The organism is Gammaproteobacteria bacterium, assembly GCA_036383255.1.
GTDB lineage: Bacteria > Pseudomonadota > Gammaproteobacteria > Natronospirales > REEB76 > DASUBN01.
On the sequence record DASVOS010000018.1, the window covers coordinates 230303 to 250829 of the forward strand.

General features: G+C 68.5%; 10 protein-coding genes and 1 pseudogene. 3 read left to right on the forward strand and 8 right to left on the reverse strand.

What is annotated here, in order from left to right; all coding sequences use genetic code 11:
- Nucleotide 1: 1 nt before the first annotated feature.
- The gene (gene mpl, locus VF651_12215; protein HEX7966467.1) at nucleotides 2-1375 is read right to left on the reverse strand and encodes a UDP-N-acetylmuramate:L-alanyl-gamma-D-glutamyl-meso-diaminopimelate ligase; all 1374 of its coding nucleotides are present in this window, start codon (nucleotides 1373-1375) and stop codon (nucleotides 2-4) included.
- 59 nt (nucleotides 1376-1434) lie between these two features.
- On the opposite strand from mpl, the gene rnd reads away from it, so the two are divergent.
- On the forward strand, nucleotides 1435-2580 hold the full coding sequence (rnd, locus tag VF651_12220; protein ID HEX7966468.1) for a ribonuclease D: 1146 nt from the start codon (nucleotides 1435-1437) through the stop codon (nucleotides 2578-2580).
- Nucleotides 2581-2880: 300 nt separating this feature from the next.
- Here the strand turns inward: rnd and VF651_12225 are convergent.
- The 4 genes and pseudogenes from VF651_12225 to VF651_12240 form a co-directional block, all read right to left on the reverse strand.
- Nucleotides 2881-3519, reverse strand: a pseudogene (locus VF651_12225) (adenylate kinase).
- Between the two features lie 203 nt (nucleotides 3520-3722).
- Nucleotides 3723-4430, reverse strand: a complete 708-nt coding sequence (locus tag VF651_12230) for a FecR domain-containing protein (GenBank protein HEX7966469.1) — start codon at nucleotides 4428-4430, stop codon at nucleotides 3723-3725.
- 8 nt (nucleotides 4431-4438) lie between these two features.
- Nucleotides 4439-9250 (reverse strand): filamentous hemagglutinin N-terminal domain-containing protein, encoded by a 4812-nt coding sequence (locus tag VF651_12235; protein HEX7966470.1) that lies wholly within the window; start codon nucleotides 9248-9250, stop codon nucleotides 4439-4441.
- 39 nt (nucleotides 9251-9289) lie between these two features.
- Nucleotides 9290-10984 (reverse strand): ShlB/FhaC/HecB family hemolysin secretion/activation protein, encoded by a 1695-nt coding sequence (locus VF651_12240; GenBank protein HEX7966471.1) that lies wholly within the window; start codon nucleotides 10982-10984, stop codon nucleotides 9290-9292.
- 277 nt (nucleotides 10985-11261) lie between these two features.
- Between VF651_12240 and VF651_12245 the strand changes: the two genes are divergently transcribed.
- Nucleotides 11262-12527 carry a 6-phosphofructokinase gene (locus VF651_12245; protein ID HEX7966472.1) on the forward strand — a complete coding sequence of 422 codons (1266 nt, stop codon included), beginning with the start codon at nucleotides 11262-11264 and terminating at the stop codon, nucleotides 12525-12527.
- A gap of 40 nt (nucleotides 12528-12567) precedes the next feature.
- On the forward strand, nucleotides 12568-14601 hold the full coding sequence (locus VF651_12250) for a sodium-translocating pyrophosphatase (GenBank protein ID HEX7966473.1): 2034 nt from the start codon (nucleotides 12568-12570) through the stop codon (nucleotides 14599-14601).
- A 210-nt stretch (nucleotides 14602-14811) separates the two neighbouring features.
- Here the strand turns inward: VF651_12250 and VF651_12255 are convergent, their stop codons facing one another.
- The 3 genes from VF651_12255 to VF651_12265 form a co-directional block, all read right to left on the reverse strand.
- Nucleotides 14812-16089, reverse strand: coding sequence for an FAD-dependent oxidoreductase (locus tag VF651_12255; protein ID HEX7966474.1), 1278 nt, complete (start codon nucleotides 16087-16089; stop codon nucleotides 14812-14814).
- Nucleotides 16090-16154: 65 nt separating this feature from the next.
- Nucleotides 16155-19481: an efflux RND transporter permease subunit gene (locus tag VF651_12260; GenBank protein ID HEX7966475.1), complete on the reverse strand. Its 3327-nt coding sequence runs from the start codon at nucleotides 19479-19481 to the stop codon at nucleotides 16155-16157.
- Nucleotides 19478-20491 (reverse strand): efflux RND transporter periplasmic adaptor subunit, encoded by a 1014-nt coding sequence (locus tag VF651_12265; GenBank protein ID HEX7966476.1) that lies wholly within the window; start codon nucleotides 20489-20491, stop codon nucleotides 19478-19480. The genes VF651_12260 and VF651_12265 overlap by 4 nt, the downstream gene beginning before the upstream one ends.
- Between the last annotated feature and the right edge of the window lie 36 nt (nucleotides 20492-20527).

A 20527-nucleotide genomic window follows, 5' to 3' on the forward strand; every position in this document is an offset into this window, starting at 1 on the left:
GTCAGCAGCGCGGTGCGGCGTTTCGCTCTAGCCTGTCAATCAGTTTCTCGTGGAAGCCGCCGAAGCCGCCATTGCTCATGATGAGGACGTGGTCGCCCCGCTGCACCTCGGCCATCACCGCGTCCGTGAGCGCGCCGATGTCCTGGATCACGCTGGCGCGGGTGCCGAGGGGGGCGAAGGTCCCGGCCACGTCCCACTTCACGTTGGGCGCCTGGTAGACGAACACCCGGTCCGCATCCTTGAGCGAGCCCGCCAATGTGTCCCGGTGCACTCCCATCTTCATGGTGGCGGAACGCGGCTCCATCACCGCGAGGATGCGCTCCTTGCCGACCCGGGCCCTGAGGCCCGCGAGGGTAGTGGCGACGGCGGTGGGGTGGTGGGCGAAATCGTCATACACCGTCACGCCATCCACCTTCCCGCGCACCTCGAGGCGGCGCTTCACGCCCTGGAACGTGGCCAGGGCCGCCGCGGCCCGCTCCGGCGTGACGCCGGCGTGCTGCGCCGCCGCCATGGCGGCGAGCGCGTTGTTCACGTTGTGGGTGCCGAGCAGCTTCCATTCCAGCCGAGCCACTTTCTTCCCCATATATAGGACATCGAAGGCACTGCCGTCGGCCCGTGCGCCGGCCGCCTGCCAGTCCGCCTCCGGCGCCCCGAAGCTCTGCCGGGGCGTCCAGCAGCCGCGCGCGATCACCCGCGCCAGCGCCGCGTCGGCGCCGTTCACCGCGATCAGGCCGTTGCCGGGTACCGAGCGCAGGAGGTAATGGAACTGGGTCTCGATGGCGGCCAGGTCCGGGAAGATGTCGGCGTGGTCGTATTCGAGGTTGTTCAACACCAGCGTGCGGGGCCGGTAATGCAGGAACTTCGAGCCCTTGTCGAAGAACGCCGTGTCGTACTCATCGGCCTCCACCACGAAGTGACGTCCCTCGCCGAGCCGCGCCGAGACGCCGAAGTCCGGCGCCACGCCGCCGATGAGGAAGCCGGGCTTCAGGCCCGCCTGCTCCAGGATCCAGGCGGTCATGGAGGTGGTGGTGGTCTTGCCGTGGGTGCCGGCGATCGCGATCACGTGGCGGTTGCGCAGGAGCTGCTCGTACAGCCACTGCGGGCCGGACTGGTAGGCGATTCCCTCCGCCAGTACGTGCTCCAGCGCCGGGTTGCCGCGCGAGAGCGCGTTGCCCACCACCACCACGTCCGGCGCGGGCTTGAGGTGCTCCGGCTTGTAGCCCTGGAACAGCCGGATACCCAGCGCCTCGAGCTGCGTGCTCATGGGCGGATACACGTCCGCGTCGGAGCCCTCCACCTCGTGGCCGAGCGCCTTCGCGAGGGCCGCGATGCCCCCCATGAACGTGCCGCAGATGCCGAGGATATGTATGCGCATGCGAACCCTTGGACTCGCTGCATGATAACCTGACACCCCCGCATTTGCCGCTGCCGTGCATGTCAGACGCCTACCAGTACATCGACTCCCCCGCCGCCCTGGACGCGCTGTGCCGCCACCTCAAGGGCCAGCCCTGGATCGCAGTGGACACGGAGTTCATGCGCGAGCGTACCTACTATCCCGAGCTCTGCCTGGTGCAGGTGGCCACCGACGAACAGGTGGCCTGCATCGACACCCTGGCACTGCCTTCGCTGCAGCCGCTCCTGGACGTACTGCTGGACCCCGCCACCCTGAAAGTGCTGCATGCGGCGCGCCAGGACCTGGAGATCTTCTACCACCTGGCCGGCAAGGTGCCGGCGCCGGTGTTCGACACCCAGGTGACGGCGCGCTTCCTGGGCCTGCCGGACCAGGCGGGCTACGGCGCGGTGGTGCAGTCCTTGCTCGGCATCACGCTCGACAAGAGCCACGCCCGCACCGACTGGGCGCGCCGGCCGCTGCCGGCGGCAGCGCTGGAGTACGCCGCCGACGACGTGCGCCACCTGCGCGACATCTACAAGAAGATGCAGACCGAGCTCGCCGCGCGCGGACGTGCCGCCTGGGCCGAGCCGGAGCTCAAGACCCTGAGCGACGAGAAGCTCTACAAGCCGGACCCGGAAGGCGCCTGGAACAGGGTGCGGGGCGTGCAGCGCCTCAAGCCCAAGTCCGCGGCGCTGGTGAAGTCGCTGGCGGCCTGGCGCGAGCGCACCGCCATGGCAGAGAACCGGCCGCGCCAGTGGATCCTGAAGGACGAGGCGCTGCTCGACCTCGCCAAGCAGCAGCCCGGTGACCTCGCGAGCCTCGCCGCGGTGCGCGGCGTGGGGGATGGCCTCGCCAAGCGCCACGGCGCGGAACTATTGAACATGCTCGGCCAGGACGGCACGCCGCCGCCCCTGGACCGCGAGCGGCATGCGGCGCTCAGCGTGCGCCAGGAGGCGCTGGTGGATGCGCTCTACGCGGTGCTGCGGCTCAAGGCCGCGGCGGGCGACGTGAGCCCGGCGAGCCTCGCTAACCGCGCGGAGCTCGAGCGGCTGGTGCGCGGCGAGCGGGAGCTGGAGATATTGAAGGGTTGGCGCCTCGCCATGGCGGGCCAGGCGCTCTTGGACTTCCTGCACGGCAAGCAGGCGCTCGCCGCCGGAGACGGAGGGCTGGATATAGCGCCCCGCTGAGGCGGGTTACTTCTTCTTGCCCTTCTTCTTGTCTTTCTTGTGCTTCTTCTTCGTCTTCTCTTTCTTCTTCTTCACTTTCTTCTTCTCGGCCTTCTTGGGCGCGGCCTTCTTCGCCGGCTTGGGCTTCGCGGCAGGCTTGGCCTGGGCCTTGGCGACCGGTTTCGCCGCGGCCTTGGCCGCGACCTTGGGCTCCGCCTTGGCGGTGGAGGCCGCCTTCGCGGCAGCCGCCGCCTTCGCAGCCTTCGCCGGCGGCAACGGCTTCACAGGCACCACCACCTTGCGCAGTCCCTTGGAGATCGGGTCCAGCACCGTCACCATCCGCTTCATGATGTCTTTCACGTCACCCACCGCATCCACGGTCTCGATACGACCCTGGTCCCTGTAGTAGCCGATGAGCGGCTTGGTCTGCCCTTCATACACGCGCAGACGGTTGCCGATGGTCTCCTCGTTGTCGTCAGCCCGGTGGTGCAGCGGGCCGCCGCAGCGGTCGCACTGGTCCTCCAGGCGCGGAGGATTGGTATAGACGTTGTAGGCGGCGCCGCAGTTCTCGCAGGTGCGGCGGCCGGTGAGGCGCTGCATCAGGATGTCGAAGTCCACCTCCATCAGGATGGCGGCATCGAGCGGCTGGCCGATGGTGCGCAGCATGCCGTCCAGGGCATGGGCCTGGGGGATGTTGCGGGGGAAACCGTCGAGGATGAAACCCTTCTTGGCGTCCGGGTTGCGCAAGCGCTCGCGGATGATGGCGAGCACCAGGTCATCCGAGACCAGCTGGCCGGCGTCCATGGCGGCCTTGGCCTGCAGCCCCAGGGGGGTGCCGGCGGCCAGGTTGGCCCGCAGCAGGTCCCCGGTGGATACGTGGGGGATGCGGTATTTCTCGGCGAGCAGCTTGGCTTGGGTACCCTTGCCGGACCCGGGCGCTCCGAGCAGCACGATTCTCATGGCTTGTCCCGTCTGGAATTCGCGTTATAGAGCCGCCTTGGGACCCTGGAGCCCGCGAGGCAGGCGTAAAGTACCGGTTGTACCCCACTCCGTCAACGCGAGCCCAGCCGCCCACAAGCCGGCTGGAACCCGCCTGTTCGGCGCAGTTCGCCACCGGTACTAATAAAAAGGGGCCTTTCGGCCCCTTATCGAAGTCGGTAGGCCTAGTTACAGGTCTTCGGATCAGGCAACTGCTGCAGCGCGGGAGGCCTCAGGGCCAAGGGGATGCCCACGCCGGCCGCCCCGGCGATGAACACATATTGTCCAGCCGTGGTCTTGGTCTCGCCCCCCTGGTTGCTGAGGGCGATGGCCCCGGACTGCACGCCCGCGTACAGCCCGTCCTTCGGCGCCGGGGTAATGTCAGTGCAGTCGGCCGCGCAGAGCCGCACCTCATAGTCGGTGCCGCGGATGCCGATGGTCGCCACCGGCGTCTGCACCGCGTAGTCCTCGCGCCGGGTGTGGCCGATGAGTCCGCTCACGGCGCGGAACCCGCCCTTGAGCAGCCGGAAGAACGCGCTCTCCTGCCGTGCAGGCTGGGCCGGCGCGTTAGGGGCGGCAGCGGCCGGGCGGGCCCCGGCGTACTGGTAACGCTCGATCTGGAACCGGGACTCCGGCCGCAGCAGCACCCGGCCGCCGTCGGTGAACTCGATGTTCACGTAGCTCGAGCTCGCGGTGATGATCACCTCGCCCTCGTACACCGGCGCCCCCTTCAGGAGGTCGCGGATCTCGCCCGAGGGGGCCGCCACGCTCACGTGACCCGTCACCAGGGTGGCGCTCCCCACCGCGGCGGCGGGGTTGGTATCGGCATAGGCGCTCAGGGCCCCGAGCAGCAGGGCGCAGGCGGCGAGGGAGACGAGGTTGGGTAGGCGCATAACTGTCCTCAATGGCAGACCTGGGCGCTGCCGCTGTCCTGGGTGATTAGCTCGACCGGATTGCCGTCCGCATCCAGGACGATGACCGGGTCGCCATCCTTGTCCTTGCCGTCATCGGTGGTGTCGTTGCCGGTGGAGCTGGGGTCGATCTCGCCGGAGGTGGGTGGAGTCACGGGCGGTCCCAGCACCGACTGCAGCGAGACCACGAGGCCCGTGCTGGTGACGTTCTCCAGGCCGGTGACGAGGCCGAAGGTATCGATGACGAGGTTGTTGTCGCCGATGTCGAAGGCGCCATCGGCACCGAGGGTCACGGCCCCCGTCTGGGCTCCGTTGCCGATGGCGATGGTCACGCCCGAGAACATGCTCAGGAAGTCCAGGTTGCTGAGGTTGAAGGCGCTCCCGGTCCCCGGCTGGTCCTCGACGCCGATGCTGGCGGTGGGATCGATGGGCGACACCTGCACCAGCGTGCCCTTGGGTACCGAGACGGCGCCCAGGATGCTGACGTTGGCGGCCTGCAGGTAGAGGTAACTGCCGGTCAGGGTGAGGTTGCCCAGAGTCAGGTCCCCGCCGGCGATGAACGCGCCGTTGGGATTGCTGGCGCCGGGCGCGATGCCGAGCTGTCCCAGCCCCAGGAGCAGGGTCAGGTCGCCATTGATGCCGGGCACGGTGCCATTGCCGATGGTGATGTCGGTGCTGGACATGTCGATGTCCTTGCCCGCCACCAGCGCCAGGGCGCCGGCGGTGATGGTGCCGGGACCGCCGCCGTTGTGGATGGTGCCGCTCGCGGTCGCGGACAGCACGCCCGCGGTGAGGTCGATGCCGCTCAGGATGATGTCCCGGTCCGCCACCAGCTCCATCTCCCCGCTCACGTGCATGGTCGCGCCGGTCAGGTCGATGTCGCCGCCGGCGACCATGGTCACGTCCGTCGCGCCCAGCACGCTGAAGGCCGGCAGGCCGCTGGAGCCGAAGCCGGAACTGCTGGAACTGGGGCGGCCGATGACGTTCTTGATCGCGTCGAAACGCTTGCCGACGGTGGAGATGTCGCTGGTGATGTCGCCCCCGGCGGTGATGCTCACGTTCCCGCCGCCCATATCCACTACCGTAGGCACATAGACCCCGCCGGCCGCCTTCAGTGTGAGGTCACCGCCGAGGGTGACTGCGCCCGGGGTGCCGCCCGCGCCCACGGCGGCCAGGGCCACCAGCAGGCTGCCGCCGGTGAAGACGGCGGGGGTGCTGGAGACGCGGGTGTCGAGGATGCTGTAGTTCCCCGCGGAAGCCGAAGCGGAGAGCCCGCCCAGCTTCACGCTGCCGCCGACGATCTGCACGCCCACGATGCCCACGCCCTTGACGCTGACGCTGCCCTTCACCTCGATGGCGCCGGCGCTGCCGCTGTTGCCGATGTTGAACCCGGTGAGCTCGCCCGGGCCTGTGAAGTGGGTGTGATAGAGCGCGGCACCGCCGTAGGAGGTGACGTGGGTGTCCAGGTCCATGGAGCCGCCGCTGCCGGTGATGCTGACGTTGCCGCTGACGGTCACGTCGTGCCCACGCAGGCCGCCGCCGCCGGTGGGACCCTTGACGGTCACGTTGCCGGCCACGTTGATGGAGGTGCTGCTGCCGGAACCGGTCTCGATGTTGATGCCGGCCTCGCCGCCGTTGATGTCGAAGCTCTGCGCGAAGTCGCTGCCCGAGAACGACCCACCGACATGGAAGGAGCCGCTACCCACCGCCACGCCTTTCGTGGCAGTGGCGCCCAGGCTCTTGGTGTGGACCTGCCGGCCTTCGATGTCGATGTTGGCCCGGCCCACGCCGGTGACCGTCACCGCGCCCAGGGTCACCTGGTCCGCCGGGGGCGGCAGGCTGCCGCCGGAATTGCGGTCCAGTCCCACCTGCACGCCGGCCAGGCCCACGGTCTGGTGTCCGTTCATGAGCCGGCCATCGGCCAGGCCGCGGAAGAACAGGGTGGAACCCACGTGGCTGCTGCCGCTGAAGCTGCCGTGAGGCGTGGAGACGGTGCCGGTGGCCGCGGTGGCCGTCGCGGTGACGTTACCGGCCACCACGTCCGAGGCGAAAAGGTTCACCAGCGCCAGGCCCTTGCCGGACACGGTGACGGTGCCTGCATTGAGCATGGAGGTGGCGCCGTGGACGCTGGAAGCGCCGCTCCAGCCGCCAAGGTCCACCACCGCCGCGCCGGCGGTGTTGTGGGAGGCATAGATGATGTTGGTGGGCACCGAGCCCGTGTCCTTGGTGTGGATGTCGTGGCCCTTGCCGGTGGCGGTCACGCCGTGCACCTTGATGTCGGCGCCGCGCACCATCACCAGGGCGTCGGTGCCGGTGACGGCGATGTTGCCGCCCACGCTGGCGCTGCCGAGGCTACCCTGGGCGATCACCTGGAAGAGCCCGGCACCCGCCTGGCCGCTGCCCGTGAAGTGGCGGATCGGCCCCACCTCGTTGGGGCTGCTGTGGCTGAACGCGCCGGCGTTCGCCGTGACGTTGACGTTGCCGCTGATCTTCACGTCATGGGCCGCGCCGTTGGGGCCGAACGCACTGATCGTGACCCCGGCCGCCACGGGCGCAGCCAGGCCCGGCATCGGGATGCTGAAGGACGAGCCGCTCAGCTTGCCGGTGGCGGTGATGGCGCCGTTGACGTGCACGAAGTTGCCGCCGGTCTGGGATTGGGCGCTCACGTAGATGTGGGCCTTGCCGGTGGCCGAGACCGCGGTGAGGGGGCCGGTGATGACGTCACCGTTGCCGAACAGGCTTACGTTGATGCTGGGCGCGCTGATGGCGCCGACAGTGATGTCTGCGCTCTGGTTGCTGCGGAATATCGAGATGTTCACGCCGCCGGAACCGTGGCCGTTGGCGCTGACGTTGCCGGCGGTTATGTTGGCCGAGCCGCCACCCGTGCCGCTGCCGCTGGCATGCAAGTTGACACCACCCGCAACGCCCGCGCCGGTGGCGGTGACGTTGCCTACTGAGATCAAGGGATGGGTGCCGGTGGCAGTGATGCTCACCTTCTTGCCGGTAACGTTGGCGAGCTGGATGCTGCCACCGCCGGAGCTGGTGCCACCAATGTAGTGCGCCTGGATGTTCACAGGGCCGCCGGCGGTGATATTTCCGGTGACGTGGATGTTCGCTCCACTAGAGTCGCCGCCACCCTTGCCGAAGAGCGCAACCGAGCCGTTATCGGCCGTTATGGTGCCCGAGACGTCGATGTTGCCGTCTCCGAACGCGGCGGAGTTATGGGAGGCAGTCAGGACGACTCCCCCGCCAACCGCCGGACCCGTGGCATGCAGGTTGCCGGTGGTGATGTTCGCGGCATCGATACTGATCGACCTGGCGGCGACGTCCGCCACGGTCACATTACCCCCACCGCTGCGGCCGGCGCTGGCCTGGAAGTCGCCGGCGATGTGGATGGTGAGTCCCGTGAGGTTGATGGTCCCGCCGCTGCCGATGGACACGCTGGGCGTGCCGGTGCCGACGCAGACGCCGCCGATGCCGCAGCTCACACCGCCGACGGTGCCGATGGCGATCCTGAGGTCGCCGGCGCCGGTGGCGTTGATGCTGGTGCCCGTGGTCCTGGAGATGGAGTTGGACGCGACGATGGTGACGTTGCTGCCGGCGTTGAGCTTGCTGACGATGAAACCGGTGCCGATGGTGCCGGTACCCACCGACACGGAACTCCGGGTGCCGGTGTTGGTGATGTGGATGACCGAAGGATCGATCAGCAGGCTCCCGCCCTTGCCTGCGGTGACGTCGCCGGCGATGCGCAGGGTATGCCCCGACAGCTCGATGAAGCCGCCGTCGGCACCATTGCCCGCGGCGTCGATCACGGAGGTGGGCGCGAGCTCGGTATGGCCGTCGCCTCTTATGATGATGGTGCCGCCGTCGGTATGAGGAGCCCAGGCCGCAGCGCTGGCATCCAGGGTGCCGCTGTTCTCGATGTCGCCGCCCTGGGCCGAGAGCACGATCACCCCGCCGTCGGACTGCAGTGAGCGCGCGGCGATGAAGCCGGAGTTGTTCACCGCGGTCGCGGTCAGGGCGTTCGCCACGTCGGCGGTCATCACCACCGCGCCGCCGTTGGCGGTGATCTCGCCGGTGTTGTTGACGCCCGCGAGGCGCGAGAGCGTGGCCCCGTCCACCACGTAGCTCACCAGTTGGTTGTGGTCCAGGGTCAGGGTCGCGCTGTTGCCGGCAGCGAGCTCGACCCGCCCGCCCTGGGCGTCGATCCGCCCGCCGTTCTCCACATAGTCGCCCGCCAGGACGATGTAGCCGCCGCGGTCGGCGCTCAGGGTGCCCTGGTTCACCACGCTCGCGTCCGGCGCGCCCGTGCCCTTCTGGAACACGTAGCGGCCCTGCATGAAGTCGCCGTCCTTGATGTCGAGCGTGCTCGCCACCAGGCCCTGCACGTCCAGGCTCGCGCCCGGCGCGAAGTAGATGCCGTTGGTGTTCACCAGGAACACCTGGCCGTTCGCCAGGATGTCGCCGAAGATGCTGGAGGGGTTGTTGCCCACTACCCGGTTCAGCACCACCGCCGAGCTGTTCGGCTGCACGAACTGCACGTACTGGCCGCTGCCGACGTTGAACTGCTGCCAGTTGATCACCGCCCGCTGCGAGCCCTGGTTCACCACCATTCCGTTCGCGGAAGGCGTGCTGATGGTGGCGCTGCCCGCCACCACCTGACCGCCGGTGGGGTTCGCGAGTGCCAGCATCGGCACGCCGGCGCCCAAGGCGCCGGCGCCGAGGCGCGCCAGGGTTCGCCCGTGCAGCGCTTCCTTGAGGATGGCCTTGAGACCCCGTTCGGCGATGTTGTGCTTGGACATGGCGGTATCTCTCTATAGAGGGGCCTTGAAGCCCCGTGCTCAGAAACTCTTGCCCAGGGTGAACCAGATATGGGGGCCGCGGTCCGCCGGCTTCGCGCCGAGGGCCACCGCCGCCGTGGATACGTCGTCGCTGGGGCGGTAGCCGCCCACGGCCCAGGCAAACTGCAGGCGCGCGTTCCAGCCGGTGAGCGAGGGCTGCAGCTGCAGCTCGGTGCCCAGGCTCGCGATGCCGGTCGAGTCGCGCACCCCGTAGTTGGTGCTCTGCGGGTCGGAGGACTTGCTCCACACCTTGCCCGCGTCCCAGAACAGGCCCCAGGCCAGCGGGAACGAGGGGCTGGTGGTGAGGCTGCGCAGCACCTCGACCGAACCGAACACCCCGCTGTCGCCGCGGATCTCGGCGGACTGGAAGCCGCGCACGTTGCCGGGGCCGCCCAGGGAGTACTTGTCGGCGTCCACCAGCGGGTCGACCGAATAGGTCAGCGTGCCCTGGGCGGTGAGCTGCCAGCGCTCACCCATGGGGGTGAAGTAGTTGCCGTCCAGCTCCACCCGCAGCCGCTCGGCGCTGTTGGAGCTGCCGTCGTTGTGCCTGCCGTTGGTCCAGAGGCTACCGCTCAGGGTGTAGTAGCTCTGGTCCTCGCGCTGGCGGTTGTAGAGCATCGTCAGCTGCAGCAGCGTGATGTTGGTGGTCACCTGCGTGTTGCCGCTGACCTCGTTCTTGCTGGTGTTATGGTTCACGCCCACGCCCCAGTTCAGGGTCTCCTCGCGGGTGCGCTCCACGTCGTCCTGCCAGTTGACGTTGCCGTTCTGGGTGCTGCCGCTGATGCCGAGCGCCGCGAACGGGCCCTGCCCCACCCGGTAATGGGCGCGGTTGTAGCCGAACGAGAGTTCGCTGCTGTCGCCGGTCGGGAGCTGGTAGTTGAGGCGCCCATAGTTGAGCAAGTTGCCCTCGGCGTGGGTGACGCTGGCGAGCAGCTGGTCGCCGCTGCCGGTCAGGCCGTTGATGAAAACGTTGCCGTTCACGCGCCAGCGGCCGATGGCGGCGCGGCCGTAGTCGTCCACCGAGACGTCGGCGGCGTAGGGGTGCTCATCCACGTTGAACAGCACGTTGGAGGTGCCGAAGTCGCTGCCGGGGCTCAGCACCGCGCGGGCGGTGACGCCCGGCAGCGCGTCCATCTGCAGCACCGCGCGCTCGGCGTCGGCGTTGGTGTAGACCTCGCCGGGCCGAAGGGATCCGGCGCGCCGCTCCAGCACGCGGGTGCGGGTGCGGGTGTTGCCCTGCACGCTCACCGTGCCGATCTTGCCCTCGATCACCTGCAGGCGGACGGTGCCGCCCTTGAGGGTCTGGGCAGGCAAGGACACGTAGGCAAGGCCGTAGCCCTGGGCGCGGTAGTAACGGGTGAGCACGTCGGCGACGTCGTAGAGCTGGGCCAGCGTGAGGCTCTGGCCCACATAGCCGGCGACCTGGGCCTGCAGCACGTCGCTGGGGATGACGCTGTTGCCCTCGATGCTGAAGCCGGCCACCTTCACGGCTGCCCCGCCTGGGGCGACGCCGGATGGCGTGACCGGTGCATTGCTGATGGCCGGAGGGGGAGCCTTCTTGGGCTGGACCGGCTGCTTGGGCAGGGTGCTCTGCACCTGGCCCGGTGTCGGGGCGCCGGGCGCCGCCGATACCGCGGTGGAAAACAACAAGACCGTCACGAACGCGACGGTGGAACGCGGAGCGCCTCCCTTCACGACCCCTCCCAAAATTGTGTTGCTGGACAGTGCCCTGCAGGTCCCGGAACCCCAGATGTGCCGGTGCCGGGCCCTTCAATGCCGCGGCGCGCAGGTCATGGGTACTCTATCTGGAAACCTCTATCCCAGGACATGTTTTAACAATATTGCCGGTCCCGGCCTGTGAAGTACGTCACACCCCTGCCCTGGCTTATGTCGGGACCCGCCCCCGGGTAGAATCCGCATTCCCCGGGCCGGGCCGTAAGCCCCGCCCTACAGAAAAAGAGCATAGGAAACAATGGCTTCTAGACGCAACGCCTTCTACGCCCAGTCCGGCGGCGTGACCGCCGTCATCAACGCCTCAGCCTGCGGCGTCATCGAGACCGCCCGCAAGCACAGGAACCGCATCGGCAAGGTCTACGCGGGCCGCAACGGCATCATCGGCGCCCTCACCGAGGACCTCATCGACACCAGCCGCGAGAGCGTCACCGCCATCAAGGCGCTGCGCCATACCCCGGGCGGGGCGTTCGGCTCCTGCCGCTACAAGCTCAAGGGGCTGGAAGAGAACCGCGCCCAGTACGAGCGCCTCATCGAGGTGTTCAAGGCCCACGACATCGGCTACTTCTTCTATAACGGCGGCGGAGACTCCGCCGACACCTGCCTCAAGGTCTCGCAGCTCTCCGAGAAGCTGGGTTACCCGCTGCAGGCGATCCACGTGCCCAAGACCGTGGACAACGACCTTGCGGTGACCGACTGCTGCCCGGGCTTCGGCTCGGTGGCGAAATACGTGGCCGTCTCCACCAAGGAGTGCGCGCTGGACGTCGCCTCCATGGCCAAGACCTCCACCAAGGTGTTCATCCTCGAGGTGATGGGCCGCCACGCGGGCTGGATCGCCGCGGCCGGCGCGCTCGCCGCCGAGAAAGCCGGTGACGCGCCCCACATCATCCTGTTCCCCGAGATCAAGTTCGACGCGAAGGCCTTCCTCGCCCGCGTGAAGCAGTGCGTGGAGCAGTACGGCTACTGCGTGGTGGTGGCCTCCGAGGGCGTGCGCAACCCGGACGGCACGTTCCTCGCCGAAGCCGGCACCCGCGACGCCTTCGGCCATGCCCAGCTCGGCGGCGTGGCGCCGACCCTCGCCAACATGGTGAAGTCGGAGCTCAAGCTCAAGTACCACTGGGCGCTCGCCGACTACCTGCAGCGCGCCGCCCGCCACGTGGCGAGCAAGGTGGACGTGGAACAGTCCTATGCGGTGGGCAAGGCCGCGGTGGAGCTGGCCCTGAAGGGCCACAACGCCATCATGCCCACCATCGTGCGCAAGTCGAACAAACCCTACAAATGGGCCATCGGCATGGCGAAGCTGGCGGACGTGGCGAACCACGAGAAGTTCATGCCGCGCGAGTACATCACCGAGGACGGCTTCGGCGTGACCGCCGCCGGCCGCCGCTACCTCGCCCCCCTCATCCGGGGCGAGGACTACCCGCCCTACAAGGACGGCGTGCCGCAGTACGCCCGCCTCAAGAACCTGGGCGTGCGCCGGAAGCTCAACACCGATTTCAAGGTCTGATCGTTCCCATAAAACCGTACCCACTAGGGGAGTGAGTGAGATGTTCCAGAACTACATGTTGTTCGCGCTGGGCTGTGCGGTCCTCGCGATCGTCTACGGCGCCGTCTCGGTGCGCTGGATCCTGGCCCAGCCGGCCGGGAACGAGCGCATGCAGGAGATCGCCGCCGCGGTGCAGGAAGGCGCCCGCGCCTACCTCAACCGCCAGTACACCACCATCGGCATCGTCGGGGCGGTGCTGTTCCTGGTGATCGGCTTCTTCCTCAACTGGTACACCGCCATCGGCTTCGCCGTGGGCGCGGCGCTGTCCGGCGCCACCGGTTACATCGGCATGAACATCTCGGTGCGCGCCAACGTCCGCACCGCCGAGGCCGCCCGCAAGGGCATGAACGCCGCGCTCGCGGTGGCGTTCCGCGGCGGCGCCATCACCGGCATGCTGGTGGTGGGCCTGGGCCTGCTGGGCGTGGCGGGTTATTACCTCATCGCCAGCCACTACGCCGACACCGAGACCGCGCTGCACGCGCTGGTGGGCCTGGCCTTCGGCGGCTCGCTGATCTCGATCTTCGCGCGCCTGGGCGGCGGCATCTTCACCAAGGGCGCCGACGTGGGCGCGGACCTGGTGGGCAAGGTCGAGGCCGGCATCCCCGAGGACGACCCGCGCAACCCCGCCGTGATCGCCGACAACGTGGGCGACAACGTGGGTGACTGCGCCGGCATGGCCGCGGATCTGTTCGAGACCTACGCGGTGACCGTGGTCGCCACCATGGTGCTGGGCGGCCTGCTGGCCGCCGACTTCGGCGAGTACGCGGTGCTCTATCCGCTGGCCCTGGGCGGCGCCTCCATCATCGCCTCCATCATCGGCACCTTCTTCGTGAAGGCGCGCGAGGGCGGCAAGATCATGAACGCGCTGTACATGGGCGTGGCCGTGGCCGCCATCCTGGCCGCGATCGCGTTCTACCCGATCACCAAGCAGCTCATGGCCGGCGCCAGCGTCGGGGTCATGAACCTGTACTTCTGCGCGCTGATCGGCCTGGCGTTGACCGGCGTGATCGTGTGGATCACGGAGTACTACACCGGCACCCAGTTCAAGCCGGTGCACCACGTGGCCGCGGCCTCGCAGACCGGCCATGCCACCAACATCATCGCCGGCCTCGGCATCTCCATGAAGGCGACCGCGCTGCCGGTGCTGGCGGTGTGCGCCAGCATCTGGGGCGCCTACCACTTCGCCGGCCTGTACGGCATCGCGGTGGCCGCTACCTCGATGCTGTCCATGACCGGCGTGGTGGTCGCGCTCGACGCCTACGGCCCCATCACCGACAACGCCGGCGGCATCGCCGAGATGGCGGGCCTGCCGAAGGAAGTGCGCGCCATCACCGACCCGCTGGACGCGGTGGGCAACACCACCAAGGCCGTGACCAAGGGCTACGCCATCGGCTCCGCCGGCCTCGCCGCGCTGGTGCTGTTCGCGGACTACACCCACAGCCTGAGCGCCCACAACGAGGGCGTGGTCACGACCTTCGACCTCTCCGACCACATGATCATCATCGGCCTGTTCATCGGCGGCATGGTGCCGTACCTGTTCGGCGCCATGGCGATGGAGGCGGTGGGCCGCGCCGCGGGCTCGGTGGTGAACGAGGTGCGCCGGCAGTTCAAGGAGATCCCGGGCATCATGACCGGCAAGGCCAAGCCGGACTACTCCCGCGCGGTGGACATGCTCACGCGTGCTGCCATCAAGGAGATGGTCATCCCCTCGCTGCTGCCGATCCTGGTGCCCGTGATCGTGGGCGTGGTCCTCGGCCCCAAGGCCCTGGGCGGCGTGCTGATCGGCACCATCGTCACCGGCCTGTTCGTCGCGATCTCGATGACCACGGGCGGCGGCGCCTGGGACAACGCCAAGAAGTACATCGAGGACGGCAACTTCGGCGGCAAGGGTTCCGACGCCCACAAGGCGGCGGTGACCGGCGACACCGTGGGTGACCCGTACAAGGACACCGCGGGCCCCGCGATCAACCCGCTCATCAAGATCATCAACATCGTCGCGTTGCTGATCATCCCTTTACTGGCTCACGGCGGTTAATCGATTGCTGCGGGTTTAACCCAAAGGCGCCACCGAAAGGTGGCGCCTTTTCTTTTACCAGCCACAACCATCCCTGGTGCATCGTTCCCTGGGCGACCATCCAGGTCGCCCGTCTCGGGCCTTCGGCCCGAGACCCGCTGCTGGCTCATGGCGGCTGAGATCGATGATCGACTAGAAGTTGAGAGGCCGCCGAAAGGCGGCCTCTTTCTTTCAGGAAGCCCGCTTGAGCTGGGTGATGCCGAGCGCCTTAAGCACGTAGCGCTCGTACACGGGCTCGGTGCCGCCGCTCTTCACCTTGTGCAGGAAGTACTTCTCGAAGGCCAGCTTGGCATAGTGCACCCACTTGCCGGTCTTGGCCCAGGTGACGTTGCGCGGCGGGATCTGGGGCAGCGCCACGAACGCGATGCCGGTGTCGCCCATGTCGGCCAGGCAGATCGCGTTCCAGGTGGCTTCCGCCGCGGGCGCGCGGCCCGCGATCTCATCGGCGATGTTGTGCGCCACCGCGCTCACCATGGATTCGATCATGTAGCCCGTCTTCGGCACGCCGGTGGGTACCGGGGTCGCCTCGGGTGGCGCGATCGCCACGCACACCCCCGCCGAGTATATGTTGGGATACTTCGGGTTGCGCTGGTGCTTGTCCGCCAGCACGAAGCCGCGGGGGTTGCACATCTCCTTGACCGAAGCGACGGCGTGCACGCCCTTGAAGGCGGGGATGAACATGGTGAACTTGCTGGGCAGCTTGTGCTCCCGCAGTACGGCGCCCCGGTCATCGTGTTCAGCCACGCTGACTTCCCCGGCGGTCACATCCAGCACCTTGGCGTTGGTGATCCACTTGATGTGGCGCTGGCGCATCTCCGCCTCCAGCATGCCCTTGGAGTCGCCGACTCCGCCCAGACCCAGATGTCCCACGTAGGGCTCGCTGGTGACGAAGGTCATGGGCACCTTGTCGCGCAGCTTGCGCCTGCGCAGGTCGGCATCCAGGATCATGGCGAACTCGTAGGCCGGACCGAAGCAGCTTGCCCCCTGTACCGCGCCGATGACCACCGGACCCGGTGCTTCCAGGAACTTCTCGTAGGCCGCCCAGGCCTTCTCCGCGTGATCCACCGTGCAGATGGACTGGGTGTGGCCCTCGGGCCCCAGGCCCGGCACCTCGTCGAAGGCCAGCTGCGGACCCGTGGTGATCACCAGATAGTCGTAGCTCAGGCTCCGCCCGGACTCCAACCCGAGCATCCGCAGGTCGGGATCGATGACGAGCACGCCGTCGGAGATGAACTCGATGTGCTTGCGCGCCAGGTAGCGCGCGAGCGGCACGGTGACCTGCCTGCGCTTGCGCCAGCCCACCGCCACCCAGGGGTTGGAGGGGACGAACTGGAAGTAGTCGGTCGGGTTCACCACCGTGACCGAATGCTCCTTGCCCAACAGGCTGCGCAGCGAATAGGCGGCGGACACGCCGCCGATGCCCGCACCCATGACGATGACTTTTGCCATGACGTACACCTCTCTGTCGATGTGATCAGCTTCCGCCGGACCAGGCCGGCGCGCCTTGATCCAGGTCAACCAGCCGCATCGGCCTCGGGAGCCGCCGCCCGGGGCGCTGGGGCCGCGCGCCGCTGCTGATAGCGGGCCCACTTGTAGTAGACCAACGGGATCACGAACAGGGTCAGCACGGTGGAAGCGAGGGTGCCGAAGATCAGCGAGATCGCGAGGCCGCCGAACACCGGGTCGCCCACCATCACCAGCGAGGCCGAGATGATCGCCAGCGCCGTCAGCAGGATCGGCCGGAACCGCACCGCGCCCGCCTCCACCACGGCGTGCGCCAGGGGCTGGCCCTGGCGCAGGTAGTCCAGCATGAAGTCCATGAGCAGCAGGGAGTTGCGCACCACGATGCCGGCCAGGGCGATCACGCCGATCATGGAGGTGGCGGTAAACGGCTGCCCCAGCAGCCAGTGGCCGGGAAACACGCCGACCAGCGTGAGCGGGATCGCACCCATCACGATCAGCGGCATGAAGAAGGACTGGTAGTAGGCCGCCAGCAGCAGGTAGATGAAGATCAGCGCCGCCATGAACGCCGAGCCCAGATCCCGGAACACATCCAGGGTGAGGCGCATCTCGCCGTCCCAGCTAAGCTGGTAGCGGGACACGTCGTCCGGCGTGCCGGCCACGAAGCTGAGGTTGCCGGCGTGCAGCCGGCTGCCGTCGGGCAGCGCGGCGCCGTCCAGCCTCCCTTGCAGCGCCAGCACCGCGTTCACCGGGCTGCCCGCCAGGGTCTCGCCGGTGACATAGACCACCGGGTGCTGGTCCTTGCTGTAGAACGGCTTCTGCAGCACGCGCTGTTCCACGCTCACCACGCTGCCCAGCGGCACGGTGCGGCCGTTGGCGGCGGTGATCCGCAGGTCCATCACCTGGCGGATGAACCCGCGTTCGCCCTGCGGGATGCGCACCCGCACCGCGATGGGCTCACGCGCCTCCTCGACATGCAGCATGCCGAGCTTGAAGCCCGCCAGGTAGTCGTGGAGCGTGCGTGCCACCGCAGACGCCTGCACGCCGGCCAGCGCCGCACGGGCCGGATCAACCACGATGCGATATTCCTCCGCATCCTGGGTCACCGAGTCGTCCACGTTGATCATGCCGTAGGTGCCCGCGAATGCCTCGCGCACCTGGGCGGCGCCGTCGCGCAGGACGCCATAGTCGGGTCCGTAGAGCTCCGCCAGCACCTGGGAACGGACCGGCGGCCCGGGCGGCGTCTCATAGAGCTTGATGCGCGAGCCGGGATATTGGGCCGCCACCTCAGCAAGTCCCGGAGCCAACCCCTGCGCGATGGCGTGGGAAGCCGGACGTTGCGGTTTCGGCACCAGGTTCACGCGCAGCTGGGCGAAGTTGTGCCCTCCGCGGATCGGGTCGCCGCGCACCAGCGCCGCGAAGTCCGGCGGCGCGGGCCGCCCGACGAAAGCCTGGAAGTCCTGCACGTAGCGCGTGCCCGCCAGCACCGCGGCAATCCGCCGCGTGACCTCGTCGGTGGTGGTGAGCGGAGTGCCGGCCGCGGTGTCCACCTCCACGAGGAAGGTGGAGGTATCGTCGTCCGGCAGCATCTTCAGGGTGACGCCGGCGAAGCTGCGCGGGCCGTCGATGCCCCGCGGCCGCAGGAACTGCCACATCGGCTGCAGCAGCGCGAGCAGCAGGAGCGCCACGACCCCGGCCACGAACAGCCGGCGGCGGCGCGAGGAAGCCATGAGGGGAGCCATCACCTTCAGGTACGACGCCCGCAACCGGTCCTTCGGCGCATGCCCCTGTTCCTCCAGGGTCGGCGCGCGCAGTGCGCGCAGGATGCCCGCCGCCTTGCCGCGCAGCCAGCGCCAGGCCACCCAGGGCACCACGATGTAGGCGGTGGCCAGCGACACCAGCATCGCCACCGGCGCGTTGATGGGGATGGGCCGCATGAACGGGCCCATCATGCCGCCGACGAAGGCCATGGGGATGAAGGCCAGGATCACCGCCAGCGTGGCGATGTTGGTGGGCTTGCCGATCTCGTTGGTGGCGAGCACCAGCCGGTCACGGAACCGCATGCGCCCGCGCTGGTGCAGACGCCGGTGGATGTTCTCGATCACCACGATGGCGTCGTCCACTAGGAGGCCCAGCGACAGGATCAGCGCGAACAGCGTGATGCGGTTGATGGTCTGGCCGATGAGCCAGCCCACGCCCAGCACCACACCCAGCACCAGGGGCACCGTGAGGGTGACGATGGCTGCCTCGCGCCAGCCCAGGAACAAGAGCAGGATCAGCGCCACCGAGACCACCGCGATCCCGAGGTGCTCGATGAGCGTATTCACGGCCTCATCGGCCTTGGCGCCGTCGTTCCGCGTCACGGTCACGTCCACACCCTGCGGCAGGGCGCGCAGCTTGAGTTCTTCGAGCTTGCCCAGCACCGCGTCCGCCACGTCCACGGCGTTCGCGCCGGCGCGCTTGTCGATGGCGAGCGTCACCGCCGGATCCAGCGGTCCCGCGGCGCCGGTCTTGCCCGTGCCCGGCCCGCGGCCCAAGTACGAGTACTGCTCCGGCTCCTCCGGACCATCCTCGATGCGCGCCACGTCCTTGAGATACACGGGCTTGCCGTTGGGCGTGCCGATGATGACGTTGCCCACCTCCTCGGCGTCCCCCAGCACGCCCGAGACCCGCACCATGCTCTCCCGGCCGCCGCTCACGAGTTCGCTGCCGGGCAGCGCCACGTTCGCGGCGCCGAGCTCCGCTTCCACCCGGTCCAGCGCGAGGCCGGTGGAGGCCAGGCGCGCGGGGTCCACGTAGGCGGTGATCGTGCGCGGCGTACCGCCGACGATCTGGGTGTCGCCCACGTCCGGCAACGCCCGCAGCGGTTCCATCACCCGCAGGGCCACGTCGCGCAGCTCAGTCTGGGACAGGCTCGCGGAACTCAGGGTAATGGTGACGATGGGCGCGTCGTTGATGCCGATGGACTTGATGAGCGGCTGGCTGACGCCCGGCGGCATCCGGTCCAGGTTGCGGTTGATCTGGTTGTAGAGCTTGACGAGGCTCTTCTCCTCGTCCTCGCCCACGTCGAACTGCACGGTCACCACGCCCAGGTCGTCCGCGGCGTAGCCGTAGGTGTGGTCCACGCCCGGCAGCGCACCCATGAGCGCCTCCAGCGGCTTCACCACCTGCTGTTGCACCTCGGCGGCCGAGGCGCCCGGGAAGCTCACCAGCACGTTGGCGGCCGGCACCGCGATCTCGGGGTTGTACATGCGCGGCGTGAAAGCCACCGCCATGGCACCGAATATCGCCGCGGCCAACATCAGCAAGGCGGTGATCTTGGAGCGGAGGAACAGCCGCGTGACGCGGCCGACGGCGTTGAGCCGTTCCGGGACGCTCATGGCATCGCGCCGACTGCCGCGATGCGGGTACCGTTGTCCACCTGGTCGCCGGGCGCGAGCACCACGTGCTCGCCCGCCGCCAGCCCCGACTGGATCTCCACGCGGCCATCCCGACTGGGGCCGGTCCGCACCAGGCGGAAATGGGCCTGGCCGTCCGCGTCCACCACGAACACGCCGAGGATGCCGGCGCGTTCCGCCAGGACACTCGCCGGCACGCGTATCACCGGGATGCTGCCGGTCGGGATGCTGACCCGCACGTAGCGGCCGCTCATGAGGCCGGCCCCCGCCGACACCTCGATGCGAATCAGGTGAGTGTGGGTCTGGGCGTCGGCGGCCTGCACCTTGGACTGCAGGCGTCCCTGATAGCTGCCGCTCTCGGTGGCATAGGGAATCTCTTCGCCTACCCTAAGGGCGGCGTACAACTCGTCCGGGACGTAGCTCTGCACTTCCAGGGCATGCTCATCTTCAAGCACCAGCAGTGGCTTGCCGGGGGTCGCGAGGTCGCCCGGGTCCGCGAGCTTCTCCACCACCACGCCTGCGAACGGCGCGCGCACGTCCGCGTAGCCGACCGCCGCCTGCGCGATCTGCAGCGCCGCCTTCGCGGTGCTGTACTGGCGCGTGGCGTCATCCATCTGCACCCGGGTCGCCACGCCCTTCGAATACAGGTTGGAGGCCCGCTGGTAATTCAGGTCCGCCTCGTCGAACACCGCCTGGGCCTGCTGGAGCTGGCCGGTGACCTCGCTGGAATCGATGGCCAGCAGCGGCTGACCGGCCGCCACCCGGTCGCCCGCCTGCACTCTCACGCTCTGCACGTAGCCCGTGAGCCGCGAGGCGATCTCGGCGTGGCGCTTGGAGACGACGGTGCCGGGCACCGTCGCGTATGCGGTCGCGGATTCCGCCGCGACGGTGATGACCTCGGCGGTCACTGCGGGCGCAGCCGCTTCTTCCTCGCTGCGATCCGCGTGGCAGCCGGCCACCAGCACGGCGCCGGCACACAGGCCCACAGCCATGACCTTCGCTAAAACCGCGACCCTCATAGCGCGCCT

Bases quoted from the DNA above. Each gene is read 5' to 3' on its own strand.
- VF651_12235 (HEX7966470.1), bottom strand. From the start codon at position 9,250: ATGTCCAAGCACAACATCGCCGAACGGGGTCTCAAGGCCATCCTCAAG.
- VF651_12265 (HEX7966476.1), bottom strand. From the start codon at position 20,491: ATGGCTGTGGGCCTGTGTGCCGGCGCCGTGCTGGTGGCCGGCTGCCAC.
- VF651_12245 (HEX7966472.1), top strand. From the start codon at position 11,262: ATGGCTTCTAGACGCAACGCCTTCTACGCCCAGTCCGGCGGCGTGACC.
- VF651_12255 (HEX7966474.1), bottom strand. From the start codon at position 16,089: ATGGCAAAAGTCATCGTCATGGGTGCGGGCATCGGCGGCGTGTCCGCC.
- VF651_12260 (HEX7966475.1), bottom strand. From the start codon at position 19,481: ATGAGCGTCCCGGAACGGCTCAACGCCGTCGGCCGCGTCACGCGGCTG.
- VF651_12250 (HEX7966473.1), top strand. From the start codon at position 12,568: ATGTTCCAGAACTACATGTTGTTCGCGCTGGGCTGTGCGGTCCTCGCG.
- rnd (HEX7966468.1), top strand. From the start codon at position 1,435: ATGTCAGACGCCTACCAGTACATCGACTCCCCCGCCGCCCTGGACGCG.
- mpl (HEX7966467.1), bottom strand. From the start codon at position 1,375: ATGCGCATACATATCCTCGGCATCTGCGGCACGTTCATGGGGGGCATC.
- VF651_12230 (HEX7966469.1), bottom strand. From the start codon at position 4,430: ATGCGCCTACCCAACCTCGTCTCCCTCGCCGCCTGCGCCCTGCTGCTC.